The sequence below is a fragment of the Micromonospora sp. NPDC048999 genome, assembly GCF_040649295.1.
Classification (GTDB): domain Bacteria; phylum Actinomycetota; class Actinomycetes; order Mycobacteriales; family Micromonosporaceae; genus Micromonospora.
In genome coordinates, this window is record NZ_JBEZFI010000024.1 from 63,520 (window position 1) to 85,016 (window position 21,497).

The 21,497-nt window shown below is 73.6% G+C and carries 19 protein-coding genes and 1 tRNA gene; 15 read left to right on the forward strand and 5 right to left on the reverse strand.

All coding sequences use genetic code 11. From position 1 onward, the window contains the following. Nucleotides 1–47 precede the first annotated feature (47 nt). The 9 genes from AB0C02_RS22405 (at nucleotide 48) to AB0C02_RS22445 (ending at nucleotide 10,178) form a co-directional block, all read left to right on the forward strand. The gene (locus tag AB0C02_RS22405) at nucleotides 48–1,472 is read left to right on the forward strand and encodes an MFS transporter (RefSeq protein WP_357550631.1); all 1,425 of its coding nucleotides are present in this window, start codon (nucleotides 48–50) and stop codon (nucleotides 1,470–1,472) included. Between the two features lie 90 nt (nucleotides 1,473–1,562). After that, the gene (locus AB0C02_RS22410; protein ID WP_357550658.1) at nucleotides 1,563–4,097 is read left to right on the forward strand and encodes a thiamine pyrophosphate-dependent enzyme; all 2,535 of its coding nucleotides are present in this window, start codon (nucleotides 1,563–1,565) and stop codon (nucleotides 4,095–4,097) included. A gap of 111 nt (nucleotides 4,098–4,208) precedes the next feature. Beyond that, nucleotides 4,209–4,646, forward strand: coding sequence for a DUF3052 domain-containing protein (locus AB0C02_RS22415; RefSeq protein WP_357550632.1), 438 nt, complete (start codon nucleotides 4,209–4,211; stop codon nucleotides 4,644–4,646). Between the two features lie 78 nt (nucleotides 4,647–4,724). After that, complete coding sequence (locus tag AB0C02_RS22420) at nucleotides 4,725–5,192, forward strand: peroxiredoxin (RefSeq protein ID WP_357550633.1); 468 nt, start codon at nucleotides 4,725–4,727, stop codon at nucleotides 5,190–5,192. A gap of 84 nt (nucleotides 5,193–5,276) precedes the next feature. Beyond that, nucleotides 5,277–5,351: transfer RNA gene (locus AB0C02_RS22425), tRNA-Val, on the forward strand. Between the two features lie 267 nt (nucleotides 5,352–5,618). Then, the gene (locus AB0C02_RS22430; protein WP_357550634.1) at nucleotides 5,619–6,236 is read left to right on the forward strand and encodes a hypothetical protein; all 618 of its coding nucleotides are present in this window, start codon (nucleotides 5,619–5,621) and stop codon (nucleotides 6,234–6,236) included. 263 nt (nucleotides 6,237–6,499) lie between these two features. Beyond that, on the forward strand, nucleotides 6,500–7,978 hold the full coding sequence (locus tag AB0C02_RS22435; protein ID WP_357550635.1) for an NCS2 family permease: 1,479 nt from the start codon (nucleotides 6,500–6,502) through the stop codon (nucleotides 7,976–7,978). Nucleotides 7,979–8,109: 131 nt separating this feature from the next. Beyond that, the gene (locus AB0C02_RS22440) at nucleotides 8,110–8,907 is read left to right on the forward strand and encodes an alpha/beta fold hydrolase (protein ID WP_357550636.1); all 798 of its coding nucleotides are present in this window, start codon (nucleotides 8,110–8,112) and stop codon (nucleotides 8,905–8,907) included. A gap of 107 nt (nucleotides 8,908–9,014) precedes the next feature. Further along, nucleotides 9,015–10,178: a polysaccharide pyruvyl transferase family protein gene (locus tag AB0C02_RS22445; protein ID WP_357550637.1), complete on the forward strand. Its 1,164-nt coding sequence runs from the start codon at nucleotides 9,015–9,017 to the stop codon at nucleotides 10,176–10,178. A gap of 7 nt (nucleotides 10,179–10,185) precedes the next feature. On the opposite strand, the gene AB0C02_RS22450 is transcribed toward AB0C02_RS22445, so the two are convergent. Next, entirely contained in the window at nucleotides 10,186–10,392 is a 207-nt protein-coding gene (locus AB0C02_RS22450) for a hypothetical protein (protein WP_357550638.1), read from the reverse strand. A gap of 114 nt (nucleotides 10,393–10,506) precedes the next feature. Continuing rightward, nucleotides 10,507–11,382: a carbohydrate kinase family protein gene (locus AB0C02_RS22455; RefSeq protein WP_357550639.1), complete on the reverse strand. Its 876-nt coding sequence runs from the start codon at nucleotides 11,380–11,382 to the stop codon at nucleotides 10,507–10,509. 63 nt (nucleotides 11,383–11,445) lie between these two features. On the opposite strand from AB0C02_RS22455, the gene AB0C02_RS22460 reads away from it, so the two are divergent. Continuing rightward, nucleotides 11,446–14,532: an SNF2-related protein gene (locus tag AB0C02_RS22460; protein WP_357550640.1), complete on the forward strand. Its 3,087-nt coding sequence runs from the start codon at nucleotides 11,446–11,448 to the stop codon at nucleotides 14,530–14,532. Then, nucleotides 14,529–15,479 carry a hypothetical protein gene (locus tag AB0C02_RS22465; protein WP_357550641.1) on the forward strand — a complete coding sequence of 317 codons (951 nt, stop codon included), beginning with the start codon at nucleotides 14,529–14,531 and terminating at the stop codon, nucleotides 15,477–15,479. Before AB0C02_RS22460 ends, AB0C02_RS22465 begins: the two co-directional genes overlap by 4 nt. Before the next feature lie 45 nt (nucleotides 15,480–15,524). Here AB0C02_RS22465 and AB0C02_RS22470 read toward each other — a convergent pair whose 3' ends face one another. Further along, entirely contained in the window at nucleotides 15,525–15,782 is a 258-nt protein-coding gene (locus AB0C02_RS22470) for a DUF3040 domain-containing protein (protein WP_357550642.1), read from the reverse strand. Nucleotides 15,783–16,134: 352 nt separating this feature from the next. On the opposite strand from AB0C02_RS22470, the gene AB0C02_RS22475 reads away from it, so the two are divergent. The 3 genes from AB0C02_RS22475 to AB0C02_RS22485 are packed head-to-tail and all read left to right on the forward strand — an operon-like array spanning nucleotide 16,135 to nucleotide 18,964. Continuing rightward, complete coding sequence (locus tag AB0C02_RS22475) at nucleotides 16,135–17,562, forward strand: ferric reductase-like transmembrane domain-containing protein (RefSeq protein WP_357550643.1); 1,428 nt, start codon at nucleotides 16,135–16,137, stop codon at nucleotides 17,560–17,562. A gap of 11 nt (nucleotides 17,563–17,573) precedes the next feature. Beyond that, nucleotides 17,574–18,188, forward strand: coding sequence for an FMN-binding protein (locus tag AB0C02_RS22480; protein WP_357550644.1), 615 nt, complete (start codon nucleotides 17,574–17,576; stop codon nucleotides 18,186–18,188). A 53-nt stretch (nucleotides 18,189–18,241) separates the two neighbouring features. Beyond that, nucleotides 18,242–18,964 carry an FAD:protein FMN transferase gene (locus tag AB0C02_RS22485; protein WP_357550659.1) on the forward strand — a complete coding sequence of 241 codons (723 nt, stop codon included), beginning with the start codon at nucleotides 18,242–18,244 and terminating at the stop codon, nucleotides 18,962–18,964. Nucleotides 18,965–18,990: 26 nt separating this feature from the next. Here the strand turns inward: AB0C02_RS22485 and AB0C02_RS22490 are convergent, their stop codons facing one another. Then, nucleotides 18,991–19,152 carry a hypothetical protein gene (locus AB0C02_RS22490; RefSeq protein ID WP_357550645.1) on the reverse strand — a complete coding sequence of 54 codons (162 nt, stop codon included), beginning with the start codon at nucleotides 19,150–19,152 and terminating at the stop codon, nucleotides 18,991–18,993. Nucleotides 19,153–19,234: 82 nt separating this feature from the next. Beyond that, the gene (locus tag AB0C02_RS22495) at nucleotides 19,235–19,906 is read right to left on the reverse strand and encodes a bifunctional DNA primase/polymerase (protein ID WP_357550660.1); all 672 of its coding nucleotides are present in this window, start codon (nucleotides 19,904–19,906) and stop codon (nucleotides 19,235–19,237) included. A gap of 242 nt (nucleotides 19,907–20,148) precedes the next feature. Here AB0C02_RS22495 and AB0C02_RS22500 point away from each other — a divergent pair, with 242 nt between their 5' ends. Continuing rightward, complete coding sequence (locus AB0C02_RS22500; RefSeq protein WP_357550646.1) at nucleotides 20,149–21,375, forward strand: helix-turn-helix domain-containing protein; 1,227 nt, start codon at nucleotides 20,149–20,151, stop codon at nucleotides 21,373–21,375. Nucleotides 21,376–21,497 lie beyond the last annotated feature (122 nt).

A 21,497-nucleotide genomic window follows, 5' to 3' on the forward strand; every position in this document is an offset into this window, starting at 1 on the left:
CAAGGATCGACAAGACCCGAGGCCGCGGGACCGGCAGGGTGGCGGCCATGACCGAGCGGACCCGCCGCAGCGGCGCCCTGCTGGCCGTCCTGCTGACCGGCCAGGCGATGGCCTCGATGGACACCTCGATCGCGGCGGTCGCCGCGCCCGCGATCCGGGCCGACCTGGCCGGGCCGCCGGCCGTGCAGCAACTCGTGCTCGCTGGCTACACCCTGACCTTCGCGGTGCTGGTGGTCACCGGCGCCCGACTCGGTGCCCGGCACGGGTACGGGCGGATCTTCCTGCTCGGCCTGGCCGGGTTCACGCTCGCCTCGCTGGCGTGCGGGCTCGCCCCGGGACCGGTCGCCCTGGTGCTCGCCCGGGCGACGCAGGGGGCGGCCGCCGCGGTGATGGTGCCGCAGGTCATGTCGCTGATCCAGGCATCGATGCGCGGGACGGCCCGGACGCGGGCGATCGGGGCGTACTCGATGGTGCTGGCGCTCGGCGTGGCCGCCGGCCAGGTCGCCGGTGGGCTGCTGGTCACCGCCGACCTCGCCGGGCTCACCTGGCGAGCCGCCTTCCTGGTCAACGTGCCGGTCGGGGTGGTGCTGTGGCTGGCCGGTCGCCGGGTGCTCGCCGGGGCGCCGGTCGCCCCGCACCGGGGGCAGGCGCTGGACGGGCCGGGCATCCTGCTGCTCGCCGCCGCGATGCTCACCCTGGTGCTGCCGCTGGTGCTCGGCCGCGATCTGGGTTGGCCCCGCTGGATCCTGGCCGTCGCGGTCGCCGTCGGCGCCGTCGGTCTCCGGCTCTTCCTGCGGTACGAGGCCCGACGCGCCCGCCGTCACGCGGACCCGCTGCTGGACGTGACGGTGTTGCGGCACCCCGGCGTGCCGGCCGGCCTGCTCGCCTGCTGCGTGGTGATGGGCTGCTACGCCGGCTTCCTCTTCGTGCTCACCCTGCGCCTGCAGAACGGGCTCGGCTTCACCGCGCTGGCGGCGGGGCTGGCCTTCCTGCCGTACGCCTCGGGTTTCGCCCTCTGCGGGCTGGCCGTGCCGCGACTGCCGGACCGGGCCGGCGCCGTCCTGCCGGTCGCCGGCCCGCTGGTGCTCGCGGCCGTGGTCACGGCGGTCGCCTGGCTGTCCCACGACGGCTGGCCGTGGCTGCCGGGCAGCGCCCTGCTGTTCGTCGGCGGCGCGGCGCACGCGGCGTCGTTCAGCCCGCTGGTAAGCCGACTCACCGGGATCGTGCCGGTCGCCTCGGCCGCCGCGCTCTCCGCGCTGGTCTCCACCGGCACCCTGCTCGCCGCCGTGCTCGGCGTGACCCTGATCGGTGGCCTGTATCTCGCGGCGCCCGGCACCCCCCTGGCCCCGGCCGCGCTCACCGCCACGCTCCTGCTGTCCGCCACCCACGCCGCCCACCGCGCCACCCGCCCGACCCCACCGCCCCGGTCCGCTGACCATGAAGTTGTTGCGCCGACACGCCGCGCCGGATGACAACAGTTTCATGATCAACCGGAGGGTGGGCGAGCGGCGTCCGGCCGGGGTGGAACATGTTCGGGTGGGCGACATGTGCCTGCGTCGGTAATGCTGTCCGATGTGACCACCCCGCAGGATCTCGACGATCGGTTCCGGGCGGCGCTGGGCGCCCTCGGCAACCCCGCCCAGCGCCGTGACCTGGGTGAACCGCTGCCCGACGGCGAGCCGTTGACCGGAGCGCAGGCGCTGGCCGTCTTTGATGCCCAGGTGACCAGTCGGCTGCTGGACCTCGCCGGCCGGTGGCTGCGCAGCTTCGGGGAGGGCTACTACACGATCGGCTCGGCGGGCCACGAGGGCAACGCCGCGGTGGCCGCCGCACTGCGGCCGACCGATCCTGCCCTGCTGCACTACCGCTCCGGCGCCTTCTACTGCGCCCGCGCCGCGCAGGCGGCGGGCGACTTCCCGTCCGCGCCCGAGCCCCCGAACCGCGACGAGGAGCCCGACGCCGCCGCGCCCCCGGACCGCGACGAGGGGCCCGACGCCGCCGCGCCCGAACCCGGCGCTGCCGCACCCGGACCCGACCGGCCGGCCCCCGGCGTCACGCCCGCCCCGGCGACCGAGGCCCCGGACGATCCGGTGGCGACGGGCCTGCCCGCGCCGGATCCCGGTGACGGGTACGCGCAGGCGGCGCGGGACGTGCTGCGCGGCATGGTCGCCTCGGCGCGGGAGCCGATCGCCGGTGGGCGGCACAAGGTGTTCGGCCGCGCCGATCTCGCGGTCATCCCGACCACCTCCACCATCGCGTCCCACCTGCCCCGGGCGGTCGGCATGGGGCTCGCCCTGGAACGGCTGCGCCGGGTCGGCGGCGGCCGGCGCCCCGGCGGGGCGGTGCCCGAGACCGGCGGGGACCCGGGCGTCGGCTCGCCGTGGCCGCCGGACGCGATCGTGGTCTGCTCGTTCGGGGACGCCTCGGTCAACCACGCCACCGCCACGGCCGCGTTCAACACCGCCGGCTGGTACGACCACACCGGCCTGCGTATCCCGGTCCTGTTCGTCTGTGAGGACAACGGGCTCGGCATCAGCGTGCGCTCGCCGAAGGGCTGGGTCGAGGCGACGCTGCGGGCCAGGCCGGGAATCCGGTACTTCGCCGCGGACGGCACCGATCCGGTCGAGGCGTACCGGGTGGCGGACGAGGCGGCGGCCTGGGTGCGCCGGCACCGGCGGCCGGCCGTGCTGCACCTGAGCACCGTACGGCTGATGGGCCACGCCGGGGCCGACGCGGAGGCCGCGTACCGGAGCCCGGCCGAGATCGACGCGGACGCCGCGCGTGACCCGCTGCTGGCCACGGCGCGGCTGCTGGTGGCGGCCGGCTACGCCACCGGCGAGGAACTGCTGGCCCGGTACGACGAGCGCGGCTGGCAGGTCCGCCGGATCGCCGAGGAGGTGCTCGACGAGCCGAAGCTGGCGTCCCCGGCCGAGGTGGTGGCGGAGCTGGCCCCGCGCCGGCCGGTCCGGGTCCAGCGGGCGGTGGCGGACGCGGCGGCCCGCGCGGCCGGGCCGAACGCGGCGGCCCGGGCCGAGGCGTTCGGCGGCAAGCCGCCCGAACTGGCCGGGCCGCTGACCCTGGCGCAGAGCATCAACGCGGCGCTCGCCGACGGGATGCTGGACCACCCGGGGACGGTCGTGTTCGGCGAGGACGTCGCCGCCAAGGGCGGGGTGTACGGGGTGACCAAGGGGCTGCGGGACCGGTTCGGGGCGGCCCGGGTCTTCGACACGCTGCTCGACGAGACCTCGATCCTCGGGCTTGGGTTGGGCGCGGGCGTCGCCGGGCTGCTGCCGGTGCCCGAGATCCAGTACCTGGCGTACCTGCACAACGCCGAGGACCAGCTCCGGGGCGAGGCCGCGACCATGCGGTTCTTCTCCCGAGGGGCGTTCCGCAACCCGATGGTGGTCCGGGTGGCCGGGCTGGCCTACCAGGAGGGGTTCGGCGGGCACTTCCACAACGACAACTCGGTGGCCGTACTCCGGGACGTGCCCGGGTTGGTGATCGCGGTGCCGGCGCGGCCGGACGACGCCGCGCCGATGCTCCGGACCTGCCTGGCCGCCGCGACGGTGGACGGGAACGTCTGCGTCTTCCTGGAGCCGATCGCGCTCTACCACACCCGTGACCTCTACGCCGACGGCGACGGCGAGTGGCTGGGCGAGTACGCCGAGCCGGGCGCCTGGGCCGCCCGTCATGCGCCGATCGGACGGGCCCGGGTCTACGGGGTCGGCTCGGCCGAGGACGTCACGATCATCACCTTCGGCAACGGGGTGCGGATGTCGCTGCGGGCCGCGGCCACCCTCGCCGGCGAGGGCATCGGCAGCCGGGTGGTGGACCTGCGTTGGCTCGCCCCGCTGCCGGTAGCCGACATCGTCCGGGAGGCCGCGGCCACCGGACGGGTGCTGGTCGTGGACGAGACCCGCCGGTCGGGCGGGGTGGGCGAGGGGGTGATCGCCGCGCTGGTGGACGGGGGATATGTCGGTGCGGCGCGAAGAGTGGCCGGGCTTGACTCTTTTGTACCATTGGGTCCGGCTGCGCGTCAGGTCCTGGTCTCGGAGGAAGCCATCACCCAGGGTGCCCGTACGCTGCTGGCACGGTAAATTCCGTTCCACCCGGTGCGCCACTTGCGCGGGGAGGCACAACTGTGTGGACTTGGCGGAACGGCGTCGACCGACGTCGCGAGCAGGGATGAGATGAGGAGGCACGCGACAGTGAGCGCGACCGCTGGTCAGGCCGCCGACGGGGTACGAAGCCTGGCGGACCGGTTCGGGATCGAGCCGGGGATGGTCGTCATGGAGATGGGCTACGACGATGACGTCGACCAGGATCTCCGCGACGCCCTGACCGACCGCTGTGGGGAGCTGGTGGACGAGGACACCGACGAAGTCGTCGACGCCGTTCTCGTCTGGTACCGCGACGGCGACGGTGACCTCTTCGAGCTCCTCGTCGACGCCCTCGGGCCGCTGGCCGACAACGGGGTGGTCTGGCTGTTGACGCCCAAGGCCGGCCGGGACGGTCACGTCGAGCCGAGCGAGGTCGCGGAGAGCGGGCAGACGGCCGGCCTCCAGCAGACCTCCACGATCAACGCGGGCCGGGACTGGAACGGCGCCCGCCTCGTGCTTCGGCGCGGGTCGAAGTCCAGGAAGTAATCGCCTTACGCCACCCGGCGGCGCTCGCCGCCGGGTGTGGCACGCTGATCATCTCCAGACTCGACCCAAGGAGTACCCATGCCCCTCGAGGTTGGCGCGGAGGCGCCGGACTTCGTGCTCAAGGACCAGAACAACCAGGAGGTCCGGCTCTCCGACTTCCGCGGCCGACAGGCCGTGCTGCTGGTGTTCTACCCGCTCGCCTTCACCGGCATCTGCCAGGGTGAGCTTTGCGAGGTGCGGGACAACCTCGCCGAGTACGTCAACGACGACGTCCAGGTGCTGACCGTCAGCGTCGACTCGGTGTACGCCCACAAGATCTGGGCCGACCGGGAGGGCTACCAGTTCCCGATGCTGGCCGACTTCTGGCCGCACGGCGCGGTGGCCCAGGCGTACGGGGTCTTCAACGACGTCGCGGGCATCGCCAACCGGGGCACGTTCGTGATCGACAAGGCCGGCGTGGTCCGGTTCGCCGAGATGAACATGCCCGGCGAGGCTCGGGACCAGGATGCTTGGCGCAAGGCCCTGACTGAGGCCGTCGCCGCCTGATCCCACCCCAGGCACGCCGTTGCACCGGGCCGGAGGCCGGCAGGTAAGCTTGCCGGAACCTCCGGCCCGCCGTACGGGCGTTCCGGGCGCGTAGCTCAGTGGGAGAGCACCCGCCTTACAAGCGGGGGGTCGCAGGTTCGAAACCTGCCGCGCCCACCACGTACCACCAGCATGGCTTCCGTCGAGCAACCAGAAGTGCAGTTGCGTGCCGTACGGCGTCAAGGTGCCCCCTCGCTCGCGACGCGCCGGCGGCGCAGCCCGCCGCGGACCGGTCCGCAGGCCAGTGCAGACGGCCCGGTCACGGTGGCCGCCCTGACCGCGCAGGTCGCCCCTGACGGCTGGCCCAGCCAGCGGCTCGCGTCGTCGCCGGCTCGACTTCCAGGCCGAGTTGACGGGCTCCCTAGGGTGTTGGCGGGGAGGTCGGCGATGTGGAGAAAGGTGCGCGGGGCCCTCGCGGGCGTCACCGCGCTTCTGGTGGTCACCGGCTGCACGTCACAGGAGCGCGCCGGGCGGCCGGTCGCGACCACGGCCAGCCCCGCCGCCACCGTCGCCACGCCGGCCGACGTCGCAATCGCCGCGGCCGGCCCCGAGGCGGACGAGGTTCCCCGGCCGGTCAGCTGCGGGCCCGGCGAGGCACACACGACCGAGCCGACCCCGACCCCGCCCGGCCCGGACGACGTCGTCGCCGGTCCGGTGATCTGGCGCGGCCTCAAGGCGATGGCGACCGGGGACCCCGCTTCCTTCGGCTATCAGGACGCCGAGGGCGGCCACTACAAGGTCGGGGTGGGCATCCGGGCCGGTACGACCGTGACGGTCATGATCGGTCCGGAAGCGCGCGGCCATGCCGGTCTGAAGTACGGCCAGGCCTGGGGATTCCGGCCGGTGGAAGGGGTGCGGTTCACCGCCTGCCCGGACGACGACACCTGGTTCGTCGGCGGCTTCTTCGTCGAGGAGCACCGGTGCGTACCGCTTGATGTCACGGCCGAGGGTGCTCAGCCGGTGCGGGTCGTCGTCTCCCTCTTCGCCGGCGCCTGCCCCGGCTGACCGCTGCCGGCGGTTGTGGCGTGACCTTGCCCACCCTTCCCGCCGCAGAAGGGGGTAGGGGCAGGTCAACCGCCGTTACCCAGCGGTTAAGGTTGTATGTGAAGTCGCTTCCCGACCAGGGTGCGGCTTCGTAGCGCTTCACGGGCAATCGTGGAGCCCAGCCGTTCCGACGTTCTCCGGGCCAACCGAATCGGGACGACTGCACCCCCACCGCCCGACCGGCGCGTCCGGCGGGCCAACCCGGAACGGAGTAAGGCCACGCCATGAGCGTGACTACGCAGGATCCTGCTGCCCCAGTCAAGTCGGCGGAACCCGCCGAGCGCGGCCGCCTCGACCGCTTCTTCGAGATCACCCGCCGCGGCTCGACGGTCAAGCGCGAGGTGCTCGCCGGGATCACCACCTTCGCGGCGATGTCGTACATCGTCGTGCTCAACCCGCTGATCATCGGCACCGCGCCCGACAAGGACAACAACCTGCTCGGCATGGGGCCGGTCGCCGGGGTCACCTGCCTCGTCGCGGCGGTCATGACGATCATGATGGGTGTCGTCGGCCGGGTGCCGTTCGCGGTGGCGACCGGCCTGGGTTTGAACGCCTTCGTCGCGTACGCCGTCGCCTCCCAGATGACCTGGGCCGAGGCGATGGGCCTGGTCGTCATCGAGGGCCTGATCATCACCGTGCTGGTGCTGACCGGATTCCGGAAGGCCGTCTTCCGGGCCATCCCGGCCTCGCTGAAGGCGGCCATCGCTGCCGGTATCGGCCTGTTCATCGCCATGATCGGCCTCGTCGACGGTGGTCTGGTGCGGGCCGGCGAGGGCGTGCCGGTGCAGCTCGGCGCTGACGGCACGCTGCGCGGCTGGCCCACGGTCATCTTCCTGGTCGGCCTGCTGCTCACCGGCATCCTGGTCGCTCGCAAGGTGAAGGCCGGCATCCTGATCGGCATCGTGGTCACCACCGTCCTCGCGGCGATCGTCAACGCCTTCGCCAAGCCCGGCGCGGCCTTCCTCCCCGATGGCACGCCCAACCCGGGCGGGTGGCGGCTCAACGTCCCCACCCTGCCGGACCCGCTGGTCAAGGCACCCGACCTGCACCTGCTCGGCAACGTGTCGTTCAGCTCGTTCGCCCACGTCGGCGTGATGACCGCGCTGCTGCTGGTCTTCACCCTGGTCCTCGCGGACTTCTTCGACGTGATGGGCACCACCGTGGGCCTGGCCAAGCAGGCCGGCCTGACCAACTCGGACGGCACCGACATGCCCCGGCTGGGCAAGGTGCTCTTCGTCGACGGTGTCGCCGCGGTCGCCGGCGGCGCGGGCAACGCCTCCTCGGCCACCACGTACGTCGAGTCCTCCTCGGGCATCGCGGATGGTGGGCGTACCGGCCTGACCAGCGTGGTCACCGGCGTGCTCTTCCTCGGCGCGCTGCTGCTCACCCCGCTGGTGTCGCTGGTGCCGAGCGAGGCCGCCGGCCCGGCGCTGGTGATCGTCGGCGCGCTGATGATCCGCCAGGTCAAGGACATCGACTTCACCGACGTGGGCATCGCGGTCCCGGCGTTCCTGACCATGACCCTCATGCCGTTCACCTACTCGATCACCAACGGCATCGGCGCCGGCTTCGTCAGCTGGGTGGCGATCCGGGTGGCGCAGGGCAAGGCCCGGACGATCCACCCGCTGATGTGGGCGGTCTCCGCCGCGTTCGTGGTCTACTTCGGCATCAACCTGGTCAAGGCCGTCACCGGCGTCAGCTGACCGGATCCTCGTCGCGCCCCCGCTGCCCCTTGGCCCGAGGCAGCGGGGGCGCGGCGTATCCGGAGCAGCAACGAGTGCACCCGAAGCCGCGAGGACCCCGGCACACTGTGGGGACGGCGAGGGGAGCGCGGATGAGCTTCGCGGACGTCAACGGCGTGCGGCTCTGGTACGAGCTGCACGGGGCCGGCCGGCCGCTGGTGCTGCTGCACGGCGGCTACGGCGCGGTGGAGATGTTCGACCCGATCCGGCCCGCCCTCACCGCCCGCCGGCAGGTGATCGCGGTCGACCTGCAGGGCCACGGCCGCACCGCCGACGTCGACCGCCCGCTGCGGTACGAGTCGATGGCCGACGACATCGGCGCGCTGCTGCGCCACCTCGACCTGCCCGAGGTCGACCTGCTCGGCTACTCGCTCGGCGGCGGGGTGGCCCTGCGTACCGCGATCCAGCATCCAGACCGGGTCCGCCGCCTGGTGCTGGTCTCCACCCCGTGCCAGCGGCGGGGCTGGTATCCGGAGGTGCTGGCCGCGATGGCGGCCCAGGACGAACAGGTCGCCGAGCAGATGCGCGGCACCCCGCCCCACGAACTGTACGAGCGGGTGGCGCCGCGCCCGCAGGACTGGCCGACGCTCTGGGCCAAGAGCGGTGAGCTGCTGCGCCGCGAGTACGACTGGTCCGCCGAGGTGGCCGCCCTCGCCCTGCCGGTGCTGCTGGTCTATGCCGACGCCGACTCGATCCCGGTCAGCCACATGGCGGAGTTCTTCGGCCTGCTCGGCGGCGGGCACCGGGACGCCGGCTGGGACGGAACCGACCGCCCGGTGTCCCGGCTGGCCGTGCTGCCCGGCCTGACCCACTACGACATCGTCGGGTCACCGGCGCTGCCTGCCGTCGCCCTGCCGTTCCTCACCCACGAGGTCCGCCCGCCCGCCTGACGCGCTCGGCTGACCGCTACCCCCAGGTATGTCCACCGGTGCAGCGGGAAACCGGCACGGAACGTGTCTGGGGACCGGCACGGAACGTGTCTGGGGAGGGGCAGCGGATGACGGATGACGCCGGACTGACCATCGGCGTGCTCGGCTCGTACGGTGGCCGCAACCTCGGCGACGAGGCGATCCTCACCGGCCTCCTGTCCGACCTGCGGCGCCTGGAGCCGAATGCCCGGATCATCGTCTTCTCCCGGAATCCGGAGCACACCGCGCAGGCCCATCCGGACGTGGAAGCGGTGCCCTGGGAGGGGGTCAGCCGGGCCGACTCGTCGCTGATCCTGGCCCAACTCGACCTGCTCATCCTGGGCGGCGGCGGCATCCTCTACAACCGCGAGGCCCGCCGTTACCTGCGGGTGGTCCGGGTCGCCCAGGAACGGGGGCTGCCGCTGCTCACCTACGCGGTCGGCGTCGGCCCGCTCAGCGACACCGTGGACACCGGGATGGTGCGGGAAACCCTGGCCGGGGCGACCGAGGTGACCGTACGCGACCAGGAGTCCCGGATGGTGCTGGAGGAGGCGGGTCTGCTGAACCCGGTCACCGTCACCGCTGACCCGGCGTTTCTGCTCGAACCGGAGGATTTTCCGGAATGCTGGCTGCGCGAGGAGGGCGTCCCGGCGGGCAGGCGACTGGTCGGGCTGAGCGTGCGTGAGCCGGGCCGCGCCGCGGAGCGTCTCGACGTCGACGGCTACCACCGGCTGATTGCCCAGATCGCCGATTTCCTGGTGCACCGGATCGACGCGCACGTGCTCTTCGTCCCGATGGAACGCGACGACATCCGGCACTCGCACGGGGTGATGTCGCACATGATCGCCGCCGAGCGGGGCCGGATCCTGCACGGCGACTACACACCTGGGCAGATTCTGGGCCTGATGCGCCACTTCGACCTGGCGGTCGGCATGCGGCTGCACTTCCTGATCTTCGCCGCCATGGTCGGTACGCCGTTCCTTCCCCTGCCGTACGCCGGCAAGGTCTTCGACCTGGCCCAGCGGCTCGGGGTGCCGGCGCTGCGCGGCGTGGAACGCGAGGTGGAGGGCCCGCTGCTGGCCGAGGTGGACCGGCTGTGGGACGAGCGGGACGCGCGCGCCGAGCAGACCGCTCAGCTGGTGGCCAAGGCCTGCGACCAGGCCCGGGCCACCTCACAGGTCACGCGGGGCGTGCTGGACAGCATCCGCTCCCGGGCCCTCACTCGGACCACCGAGGTACGGGTCCCCCACTGAGGTCGGCTCAGACCGCCGGGCCGCGCCAGGTGTAGATCCACGGCTGGCCCGGGTGGTCGCCCGATTCCAGTTCGTAGATCTGTGCCTCGGCCAGCCCCTCGGCGCCGAGGTGGTGATGGGTCAGCGGCGGCCGGTCGTTGCTGTCCAGCTCGACGGTGACCGTCTCACCGTCGGCTGCGCCGCCCACCAGGAGGATCTGCACCGTGGAAGCCATGCGCCCATCCTGCCCCGGCGTAGACCGGGCTGTACTCGAAATGATCAACTCCGTGTGCGGCAATGAGTGGTCTCGTGGCCGGCTGTGACCACAACATGCCGCACACGGAGTTGATCAAGGGGTTCGGGGCAGCAGGCCGGGCGGATACTCCATCCCGTCGTGGGTGCATGCGGCGGCGGCCACCCGGGCCGCGTACCGGGCCGCGTCGAGCGGGGACGCGCCGCGCAGGCGGGCGGCGATCAGGCCGGCCGCGAAGGCGTCGCCCGCGCCGTTGGTGTCCACCACGGGGGCGGGCGGGGTAGCCACGGGCACCCACGTCGGGGGGCCGTCCACCCCGTGCAGGGTCGCGCCGGCCGCCCCGCCGGTCACCAGCACCGTCCGCGGCGCCAGCCCGGCCGCCACCTTCCCGGCCCGGTCACCGAGCCGGACGTCGCTGACGAAGACCAGATCGGCCGCCTCGGCGAAGGGGCGGTGATAGTCGTTCTCGCCGTCCCAGTCGTGCAGGTCGGTGGAGAGGGTCGCGCCGGCGCCGAGGCCCGCGCGCAGCGTCGGCAGCGCGTCCCGGGCCCAGTCCATGATCGATACGTGCACGTGCGCCGCGTCCCGTACCAGCGCGGTCAGCTCCGCCGCCGCGAACGGCGCCGGGCCGGACCAGGGGCGCGGGTCGTAGAGGGACATCCGGCGGCCGGCCGGGTCGACCAGGTTCACCGATCGGCGGGTGCCGGCCGGGGCATCGGCCAGCACGGCCCGTACCGAGGTGCGGGCCAGCGCGGCACGGACCACGTCGCCGGCCGGGTCCGGGCCCAGCACGTCGACCAGCGCCACCCGCAGGCCGAGAGCGTGCGCGGCGAGCGCCACGCCGGCACCGGTGTTGCCGATCCGCAGCTCAACCGGGGGTACGGTCAGCGAGTCCTCGGCGGGCAGCGGCAGCGCGGGTACCCGGGCGCGGATGTCGACCCCCAGGCCACCGATCACGAGCAGATCGACCACGCCGCCGACAGTAGCCGGCCGGGGCCGCCTATCCTGGCCCCGGGCGTCGTCGAGGGGGAGTGCGTGCTGGTCATCCACGGGCTGTGGCTGCCCGGCTCCGGGCTCGCCGTCTGGGCCGAGGACAGCACCCGGCCGTCCCGCGCCCCCCGCCGCCCCGGCCGTGCCCCGCGCGAGCGTCCGCATCCGTTCGCCGCCGACCACGCCACCCTCGCGGCCACGCTCGGCGACCCGGCCGCCGAGCCGGTGTCCGTGCTGCTCAGCCTGCCCACCCGGGCCGGCTCACCGCTCGATTCGCCGGAGCTGGTCCGGACCACCGTCGAGGAACCGGTCCGCGGTCCGGTCACCCTCGCCGGCTGGCGGGTCCCCGCCCTCGCGTACGCCCCGGACGCCGCGTTCGCCCTGCTGCGGGCGCTGGATCCGACAGCCGCTGTGGCCGGGGCGAGCCTGCGCCACCTGGCCGAGCTGGCCGACTTCGCCGCCGACCTGGTCGCCCGCGGCCGGGTCCTGCCCGGCGTGACCGACCCGACCCCCGGACCGGCCGGACCCGACCCGGTGACCGCGTGGGCGGTCTGGCGGCCCCTGCTGACCGGCACGGACGCGGCCTGGGCGCGCTCGCTGGCCCTCGCCCTGCCCCCGGTCGCCCGCGCCGCCGGGACCCCAGCCACGGTCGCCCGCGCCGGGACACGAGTCACGTCGGCCGCCGCCGAGCCGGGGGAGCTGGTCGCCGCGGCGCTGGACGCGCTGGCCGACGCGGCCGCCCGGGCCGCCCTGGCCGACACCGCGCTGCACCGCGGCATGCGGCCGGGCGGGCCGGTGCCCCGCTGGCTGGCCGCGCTCACCGGGCCGGAGCGCGCCTTCACCGTCGAGCCGGCCGCCCTGGACACTCTCCGCGCCGAGCTGGACGCCTGGCAGCGGGACGCCGCCGGCGGCGCGGTACGGGCCGCCTTCCGACTGGTCGAGCCGGACGCCGATCCGGTGGCCGAGCTGGTCGAGGGCGGCTCCTGGCGGATCGAGTTCGGTCTGCAGCCGGCCGACGAGCCGGGCCTGGTGGTCGACGCGGCGCAGGTCTGGCAAGGGCCGACGCCCGCGCTCGCCGGGCGCGGGGTCGATCCGCAGGAGACGCTGCTGGCCGAGCTGGGTCGGGCCAGCCGGCTCTGGCCGGAGCTGGAGGACGCGCTGCGGACCGCCATGCCGGAGGGGACGGACCTGGACGCGGACGCCGCGCACCGGTTCCTCCGCGAGGGCGCGCCGGTGCTGCACGCGGCCGGGTTCGGGGTGCTTCTGCCGTCCTGGTGGCGGCGGCCCTCGTCCCGTCTCGGCGCCCGGCTACGGGCGCGCAGCCGTACCGCCCCGGGTGCGGTGGCCGCCGCCTCCGGCGGGCTCGGGCTGGACGCCCTGGTGGACTACCGCTGGGAGGTGGCGCTCGGCGATCAGCCGTTGACCGCCGAGGAACTGGCCTCGCTGGCCGAGCTGAAGTCCCCGCTGGTCCGGCTGCGGGGGCGCTGGGTCGAGCTGGACCCGCAGCGGCTCGCCGCCGGGCTGCGGCTGCTCCGCTCGGCCGGGGAGCTGACCGTGGCCGACCTGCTCCGGATGGGCCTGGCCGACGCCGACCGCCCCGACGAGCTGCCGGTGCTGGAGGTGACCGCCGACGGCGCGCTGGGCGAGCTGCTGGCCGGGGAGGCGGAGCGGCAACTCACCCCGGCCGACCCGGCGCCCGGGTTCACCGGGACGCTGCGGCCGTACCAGCGGCGCGGGCTGGCCTGGCTGGCGTTCCTCCAGTCGCTCGGGCTGGGCGGGATCCTCGCCGACGACATGGGGCTGGGCAAGACCGTGCAACTGCTCGCCCTGCTCGCCGGGGACCCGCCGGAGGCCGGGCCCACCCTGCTGGTCTGTCCGATGTCGCTGGTCGGCAACTGGCAGCGGGAGGCGGCGAAGTTCGCGCCGGAGCTGCGCGTACACGTGCACCACGGGGCCGAGCGGGCCCGGGGCGAGGCGTTCGCCGCGGCCGTGCCCGCGGCGGACCTGGTCCTGACCACCTACTCGGTGGCCGCCCGGGACGCGGTCGACCTGGCCGGGATCGACTGGCACCGGGTGGTGGTGGACGAGGCGCAGGCCATCAAGAACGCCGCCACCCGGCAGGCCGAGGCGGTCCGGTCGCTGCCCGCGCGGCACCGGGTCGCGGTCACCGGTACGCCGGTGGAGAACCGACTCGCCGACCTCTGGTCGATCATGCAGTTCGCCAACCCCGGCCTGCTCGGGCCGGCCGCCACGTTCCGGAAGAAGTTCGCCGAGCCGATCGAGCGGCACGGGGACGCCGAGGTGGCCGAGCGGCTGCGCCGGATCACCGGCCCGTTCGTGTTGCGTCGGCTCAAGACGGACGCGTCGATCATCTCCGACCTGCCGGAGAAGCTGGAGATGGAGGTGCTCTGCAACCTCACCGCCGAGCAGGCCGCGCTCTACCGGGCGGTGGTCGACGACATGATGGCGAAGATCGAGTCCAGCGACGGGATGGAACGCCGCGGGCTGGTGCTGGCCACCATGACCCGGCTCAAGCAGGTCTGCAACCACCCGGCGCAGTTGCTGCACGACGGCTCCGCCCTGACCGGTCGCTCCGGCAAGCTGGAACGGCTCGAGGAGATCGTCGACGAGGTCCTCGCGGCGGGGGAGAAGGCCCTGCTGTTCACCCAGTACGCCGAGTTCGGCGGGATGCTGCGCGGGCACCTGTCCGCCCGTACCGGCCGGGAGGTGCTCTACCTGCACGGCGGGGTCGGCAAGGCCGAGCGGGACACCATGGTGACCCGGTTCCAGTCCCCGGACGGCCCGCCGCTGTTCGTGCTGTCGCTCAAGGCCGGCGGCACCGGGCTGACCCTGACCGCGGCGAACCACGTGGTGCACGTGGACCGTTGGTGGAACCCGGCGGTCGAGGACCAGGCCACCGACCGGGCGTTCCGCATCGGCCAGCGCCGCCGGGTGCAGGTACGCAAGTTCGTGTGCGCCGGCACGGTGGAGGAGAAGGTGGCCGCGATGATCGCGGACAAGCGCAGCCTGGCGCAGCGGGTGGTGGGCAGCGGCGAGCAGTGGGTCACCGAACTCTCCACCGAGACACTGCGGGAGTTGTTCGCGCTGGAATCCGGGGCGGTGGTGGAGTGACCCCGTCGGACGACCGGCCCCGGTTCGCGGAGTTCGGGCCGCCCCGGCGGGTCGAGGGCGGCCTGCGGGCGCGTAGCACCCGGGGTGCGATCGGTCGCTCCTGGTGGTCGCGGCGGTTCCTGGAGGTGCTGGAGTCTTTCGCGCTCGGCACCCGGCTCACCCGGGGCAAGGCGTACGCGCGCCGGGGCCAGGTGCTCCGGCTCGACGTCGCCCCCGGGCTGGTCACCGCCAGCGTGCAGGGCTCCCGGCCCAAGCCGTACCCGGTGCGGATCGGGTTGGCGGCCTACCCGGACGAGGTGTGGCAGCGGATCGAGGCGGAGCTGGCCGGGCAGGCGTTCTTCAGCGCCCGACTGCTCGCCGGCGACCTGCCGGCCGAGTTGGAGGAGTTGTTCGACGCGGCGGGCGCGCCGCTCTTTCCCGCCGACGTGGCCGAGCTGGCACAGCGCTGCGGCTGCCCCGACTTCGCGGTCCCGTGCAAACACCTGGCGGCCAGCTTCTATCTGCTCGCCGAGGCGTTCGACGCCGACCCGTTCCAGCTTCTGCACTGGCGTGGCCGGAGCCGGGCCGAGCTGCTGGACCGGCTGCGTACGCTACGCGGCGCCGCCCCGACCGACGTGCCGGCCGACGCGTCGACGGACCGGACGGCGGCGACGGGTGGACCGGACGACCGGTCCGGAGCCGGTGAACCCTCGGTTGCCGGCGCGGCCCGGGTGCTCGGTGGGCTGCCGCCGGCGCCGCTGGCCGACGCGGTGGACCGGTTCTGGCTGCCACCGGTGCCGTTGCCCGACCGGCCACCCACCCTGGCGACCGGGGCGGAACTGTTGCTGCGTCAGCTCGCCCCGCCCGGGGCGGCGATCGGCGGCCCCGGCCTCGTCGAGCGGCTGCGCCGGGCGTACCGGGAGTTCGGCCGGGGGTCGGCAACGGACCCGGACCCGGCGGAACGCTGACCCCGGCTGCCCGGTGTCCGGGCTGCTCTCCGACGGCCGGCGCGGTCATAGCCAGCGCCTCCGGAACCGCCACATGAACCCGGCATTGGCCAGCAGTACCAGGGCGCAGATCGCGCCGGCCATCCGGCCGGCCAGTACGGTCATCGCCGGCAGCGAGGCCCACAGCACGATCGTCAACAGCATCAGATACCGGCCTCGCCGGGCCCGGGCCCGGTCCTCGAGCCGGGCGAAGAACTGCGGGTCGCTCTCCCGCAGTTGGCGGGTGATCTGTTCGAACCTGCGCTGATCCTCTTTGCTGAGCATGGCGGTGCTCCCCTCATGGCTTCAGCGGTTCGGCGGCTTACCCGAAACGGCGGCGGGTCACGCGCTGCTGCTACCGCTACTTTCGATCGAGTCGGACACCGTGGCGCGGTGAGCCCCACACCTCGGGAACGGGGACGAGGGGGCGGAAAACGTCGAGCCGTCGCTGGTGGCAGGCGATATGAATTGACGTCCATGCATGAGCAACGGGGTTTGTCGGCGTCCTCTCCGGGCGTAAACTCGCCGGGACCCTGCCACCCGAACAACGCGGATTGACGATCTGGACAGCGGAGACGTGCCGGAACACAAAATCCCTCCCCGCCGAAATTCACCCCCGGATGAAGAATTCACCCCGATGAAGTTTGTATCCGTGACACAGCAGGACACTTCCGCCACCGGCCGCGGTGCCGGGACGCCACCGCCGTCCGGCGGCCGTCCGGCTGCCCCGTACCCGGGGCTGCCGCGCCGTGGGCCCGGCGGCCGAAGGGCCCTGACCGCGCTCTTCTGGCTCGGCCTGGTCGCGGCGGTGCTGCCCTGGTGGCTGGACACCCCGGCCGGTTCGCTGACCGACACCACCGAGCTGCTCACCGCCGCCGGCCGGATCACCGGCCTGGTCGCCGGCTACCTGCTGCTGGTGCAGGTGCTGATGATGAGCCGGCTCGGCGTGCTGGAACGCTGGGCCGGCGGCGAGCGCCTGTCCCGGGTGCACCGGGACCTGGGCGCCACCCTGCTCGTGGCGGTCCTCGCGCACCTCGCCCTGCTCGTGGTCGGCTACGCCGGCCTGGAGCGGAAGTCGATCTTCCGCGAGGTCGGTTCCCTGCTCGGCGACTACGCGGACATGGTCTCCGCGTTCGTGGCCGCCGGGATCATGGTGGCGGTCGGCGTCACCGCCGTCCGGGCGGTCCGCCGGCGGCTGCCCTACGAGCTCTGGTACCACCTGCACCTGGTCAGCTACCTGGCGCTGCTGCTCGGCTACGGACACCAGTTCAGCAACGGCGCGCAGCTCTACGAACCCGGCCCGGTGCGCACCGGCTGGGTCGCCGCGTACCTGCTGGTCGTGGCCGCGCTGGTCTGGGGCCGGGTGATCTCCCCGCTGGCCTTCAACCTGCGCCACCGGCTGCGGGTCACCGACGTGGTGGCGGAGAGCCCGGACACCATCTCGATCTACCTGACCGGCCACCGGCTCAACCAGATCGACCTGCTCGGCGGGCAGTACTTCCGCTGGCGCTTCCTCAACCCCGGCTGCTGGTGGCAGTCGCACCCGTTCTCGGTCTCCGCGGCGGGCAACAGCCACTGGCTGCGGCTCACCGTCAAGGTGGTCGGCGCGCACACCGCCGAGCTGCGGGACCTGGCCAAGGGCACCCGGGTCTGGGCGGTGGGCCCCTCCGGCACGTTCACCGCCGCGCACCGAACCCGGGAGCGGGCGCTGCTGATCGCCGGGGGCAGCGGCATCGCTCCGCTGCGGGCGATGCTGGAGGAACTGCCGCCCGGCACCGCCCTCATCTACCGCGCCCGGACCCGGGCCGACGTGCTCCTGCACCGGGAACTGGACTGGCTGGCCCGGGCCCGGCACACCGCGGTCTGGTATGTGATCGGCTCCCGCGACGACCCCGGGCCGCGCCAGGTGATGAACCCGGAGGGGCTGCGCCGGCTGGTGCCCGACCTGACCCGCCGCGACGTCTACCTTTGCGGGCCGGGCGGCCTGGTCGACGAGGCCGTCCGGGTGCTGCGCCGGGCCGGGGTCCCCCGACGGCAGATCCATCTCGCCACCTTCGAGCTGTAGAAAGGTCGCCCATGCGTCGCGCGCTGCTCGCGATCACCGGCCTGGCCGCCGGCACCACCATGCTGGTGGTGCTCAAGGGCTCGCCGGGCGCCAGCCAGGTCGTCCCGGACCGGCCCGTCGCCGAGGCGCCCGTTGCTCCGTCGACACCCGACCCCACCCCGGCCCCGCCGGGCGCCTCCGCCAACCCCCTCGGGAGCGCCCCGACCGGGAGCGCCCCGACCGGGAGCGCCCCGGCGAAACCGGGCGCGAAGGCCGGCGCCGGCCCGACCCCGGACGCGACGCCCGGCAGCACCGCCAGGCCGACCACGGCCGCGCCGAAGGCCAGCACCGGCGCGCCGAAGCCCGCCACCACCCGTACGGTCACCGGGCCGGTGGTCAGCTACCGGTACGGCTCGCTCCAGGTGCGGATCACCCTCAACGGCACCCGGATCGTCGACGCCACCGCCCTCGGCATGCCGCAGGGCGGGCAGTCCGGCCTGCGCAGCGACGACGTGCAGGGCAGCTACAGCGGCACCGCCGGCGAGGTGGTCGCCCGGCAGAGCGCCAACCTGAACACCGTCTCCGGGGCCACCTACACCAGCGACGCGTACCGGCAGTCGTTGCAGGCCGCGCTCGACTGGGCCTGACCCGAATGGCCTCCGGAAGCGTCCGGCCCGGCCTGCGCCGGGTCGAACACATCATGGGTACGGCGATCAGCCTCGACCTGGCCGACGACCTGCCCGCCGCGATGCTGCACGAACTGGCCGAGCAGACCTTCGGCTGGCTCCGCGAGGTCGACGCCCGGTTCAGCACGTACCGGGACGACAGCGAGGTGTGCCGGTTCGACCGGGGTGAACTGCCGCTCGCCGAGGCCTCGGTCGACCTGCGGGCGGTGCTGGACCGCTGCGCCGACCTGTGGCGGGAGACGGACGGCTTCTTCGACGTGTACGCCACCGGACGGCTGGACCCGTCCGGTTACGTGAAGGGCTGGTCGGCGCAGGTCGCCTCGGATCGGCTGGTCGAGGCCGGGGCCGCCAACCACTGCCTGAACGCCGGCGGTGACGTCCGGGTACGCGGCCGGTCAGCCACCGGCGAGAAGTGGCGGATCGGTGTGCGGCACCCATGGGACCCCACCGCCACCTGTCTGGTGCTGACCGGCACCGACCTGGCGATCGCCACCTCCGGGGTGTACGAGCGCGGCCACCACGTGGTTGACCCGCGTCGGGGTGTCCCGGCCCAGGGCCTGCGCTCGGTCACCGTGGTCGGCTCGGATCTCGGCGTGGCCGACGCGTACGCCACCGCCGCCGTAGCGATGGGCCGCGCCGGCATCACCTGGCTGGACCAACTCCCCGACTACCGCCACGCCGCCGTAACCGACGACGCCCGCCTCCTCCACACCCCCACCCTCCCCCTACCCGACTAACCCCGCCCGGGACAGAGCGGAGCGGGTCAGCGGAGGGGGCGGTAGGTGATGTTGGGGCGGGAGCCGGTGGGGCGGGGACGGCCGGGGCGGGTGCCCCAGGGGCGGGTGCGGGCCCAGCGGTGTGGGCGGCGGTGGGGCCGGGATGGTTCGGTGCCGCCGGTGTGGCGGGCCGCGTTGTCCTCGGACATGGTCAAACCCCCGCTCTGGCGCGGATGCGCCGTCGCCCGGTTCAACGAGTCCGGGGCCGGGGAGGACGTTGTCGGACGTCGGTCAGCAGCCGCGGCGGGGCAGGGGAAGCTGGCCGGGAAGCAGGTCCGAGGTGAGCGTGACGCCCGCCGCCCGCAGCGCCTCGATCAGCGCGTTCTGCACGAGGTACGAGTCGGGCAACTGCCAGCGGGCCTGCTCGGGGGCGACCGCCCAGTGCACCGTCCCCTCGGGGAGCCGGGTCGGCGGCGCCGGGATCCACGAGCCGGGGCCGTGCCGGACCACGTGGAAACAGTTCTCCAACTCCGGCCGGAGCGGGTCGCCGGGGCGGACCAGGAACATCCAGCGGCCGGTCGGGGTGACCAGGACCGGCCCGCGTACCCCGAAACCGGCCGGGTGGGCCGCCACCGCGTCCAGCACGTGCCGGCCGAGGTGGGCGGCGACCTCCAGCACGTCGAAGGAGCGCCCGGTGGGCAGCAGCACCCCGTGCGGCCGGCTGCGCCACCAGGTGGCCACCCGGGCCGGGTCGGCGCTCGCCGCGCGTTCCCAGTCCTCCAGGGCCGGATGGCAGCCGACCGTCGGACAGCCGGCCCGGCCGCAGACGAAGCGGCGATTGGCCAGGCACGCCCCCGGCGTCACCGCCCAGCCGTGGGCGGCATAGCGGACGGCGACCCGGCGCAGCCGGACCCGTTCAAGTGGCGACAGGCGAGCCACGCGCGGTGCGACGTTCCCCCACATCTGCGCCATCCCCTCTCACCCTGACCGGACGCCGTTTCACGTCACACGTTGAACGCCGTCACTGCCGTATCCCGGGCTCGTTGACTCGACGAACGGTTGATGCAACTTGCACGGAAACTACGAGGCCTGGCCGTACGGCTGACGTACAGACTGTGCGACCAGAGGGGACAGTGAGACCGAAGGGCCGTTGTGACGGTCCGCCCTGAGGTCAGCCGGACACGGCGTTGGGGAGGGATGGCGAGATGGACGAACTGCCGATAGGACGCCGGGTGGCGTACTGGCGCAGCCGGCGCAAGATGTCCCAGCAGGTCTTCGCCGACCGGCTCGGCAAGTCCAAGAGCTGGGTCGACAAGGTCGAGCGCGGGGTGCGGCGGCTGGACAAGTTCTCCGTCCTCTATGAGATCGCCGACATTCTCCAGGTCGACGTGCAACTGCTGCTCGGCAAGGACCCGGAGCGGCGTACGGACGCCCTCAACTGCATCGACCAGGTCGAGGTCGAGGAGATCCGAGCCGCGCTGGAGCGGTACGACTCGATGAGCGCGTACTTCGACGCGCGGCCCTTCCCGCCGCCGCTGAGCGACATGCGCAAGGCGGTCAACCACGCCTGGCTCACCTACCAGTACGGCCGCTACGGGGTGCTCACCCGCGCGCTGCCGAAGCTGCTGCGCGACGCCCAGGCCGCCGACGCCGGTCACGGCGGCGAACAGGCCCCGGAGGCGGCCCACCTGCTCGGGCAGGTCTATCAGATCGCCTCCTCGGTGCTGCGCAAGCTGGGTGAGGGCGACCTGGCCTGGCTGGCCGCCGACCGCTCGATGGCGGTCGCCCAGCGGGCCGACGACCAGTTGCTGGCCGGCATCGCCACCACCCGGGTCTGCAACGCGCTGGTCTCCATGGGCCGGGCCCGACCCGCGCTCGAACTCAACGTGAACATCGCCAACCGGCTCGCTCCCGGTGGCGGCAACGAGGCCACCCCCGACCGGCTCTCCGTCTACGGCATGCTGCTGCTCCAGGGGGCGATGGCCGCCGCCCGGATCGGCGACTCCGCCACCGTGAACGACCTGATCACCAGCGCCCACGAGGCGGCCACCCTGGTCGGTGGGGACCACAACCACTACTGGACCTCGTTCGGCCCGACCAATCTGTTGCTGCACCGCGCCGCGGCGGCGGTGGAGCTGGGCGACGGCGGCCGGGCGGTGGAGATCCACCACGAGATCTCCGAGGCCGCGTTCAACGCCCTGCTGCCCGAACGGCGCGCGCACCACCTGCTGGATATCGCCCGCGGCTACGCGCAGATCGGCGACGTCGCGAACGCGGGGGACATGCTCCTGCGCGGCGATCGGCTCGCCCCGTCCGAGATCCGCTGCCGGCCGATCGCCCACGAGGTGATGTCGGACGTGCTCCGTCGCACACGTGGTGCGCCGCCTCCGCCGATCGCGGAGTTGGCTGAGCACATGGGAGTCGGAGTATGAGCGAGCGTCAGCGAGTGAATCATCAGCGCAGTGCCGTGGTGCCTCATGACGGCACGGAGCGCAGCGGAGTGCCGGCATGAGCGAGCGTCAGCGAGTGAATCATCAGCGCAGTGCCGGCATGA

Bases quoted from the DNA above. Each gene is read 5' to 3' on its own strand.
- AB0C02_RS22450 (WP_357550638.1), bottom strand. From the start codon at position 10,392: ATGGCTTCCACGGTGCAGATCCTCCTGGTGGGCGGCGCAGCCGACGGT.
- AB0C02_RS22490 (WP_357550645.1), bottom strand. From the start codon at position 19,152: ATGTCCGAGGACAACGCGGCCCGCCACACCGGCGGCACCGAACCATCC.
- AB0C02_RS22485 (WP_357550659.1), top strand. From the start codon at position 18,242: ATGGGTACGGCGATCAGCCTCGACCTGGCCGACGACCTGCCCGCCGCG.
- AB0C02_RS22435 (WP_357550635.1), top strand. From the start codon at position 6,500: ATGAGCGTGACTACGCAGGATCCTGCTGCCCCAGTCAAGTCGGCGGAA.
- AB0C02_RS22445 (WP_357550637.1), top strand. From the start codon at position 9,015: ATGACGGATGACGCCGGACTGACCATCGGCGTGCTCGGCTCGTACGGT.
- AB0C02_RS22495 (WP_357550660.1), bottom strand. From the start codon at position 19,906: ATGTGGGGGAACGTCGCACCGCGCGTGGCTCGCCTGTCGCCACTTGAA.
- AB0C02_RS22500 (WP_357550646.1), top strand. From the start codon at position 20,149: ATGGACGAACTGCCGATAGGACGCCGGGTGGCGTACTGGCGCAGCCGG.
- AB0C02_RS22480 (WP_357550644.1), top strand. From the start codon at position 17,574: ATGCGTCGCGCGCTGCTCGCGATCACCGGCCTGGCCGCCGGCACCACC.
- AB0C02_RS22410 (WP_357550658.1), top strand. From the start codon at position 1,563: ATGCTGTCCGATGTGACCACCCCGCAGGATCTCGACGATCGGTTCCGG.
- AB0C02_RS22440 (WP_357550636.1), top strand. From the start codon at position 8,110: ATGAGCTTCGCGGACGTCAACGGCGTGCGGCTCTGGTACGAGCTGCAC.
- AB0C02_RS22420 (WP_357550633.1), top strand. From the start codon at position 4,725: ATGCCCCTCGAGGTTGGCGCGGAGGCGCCGGACTTCGTGCTCAAGGAC.
- AB0C02_RS22430 (WP_357550634.1), top strand. From the start codon at position 5,619: ATGTGGAGAAAGGTGCGCGGGGCCCTCGCGGGCGTCACCGCGCTTCTG.
- AB0C02_RS22405 (WP_357550631.1), top strand. From the start codon at position 48: ATGACCGAGCGGACCCGCCGCAGCGGCGCCCTGCTGGCCGTCCTGCTG.
- AB0C02_RS22475 (WP_357550643.1), top strand. From the start codon at position 16,135: ATGAAGTTTGTATCCGTGACACAGCAGGACACTTCCGCCACCGGCCGC.
- AB0C02_RS22470 (WP_357550642.1), bottom strand. From the start codon at position 15,782: ATGCTCAGCAAAGAGGATCAGCGCAGGTTCGAACAGATCACCCGCCAA.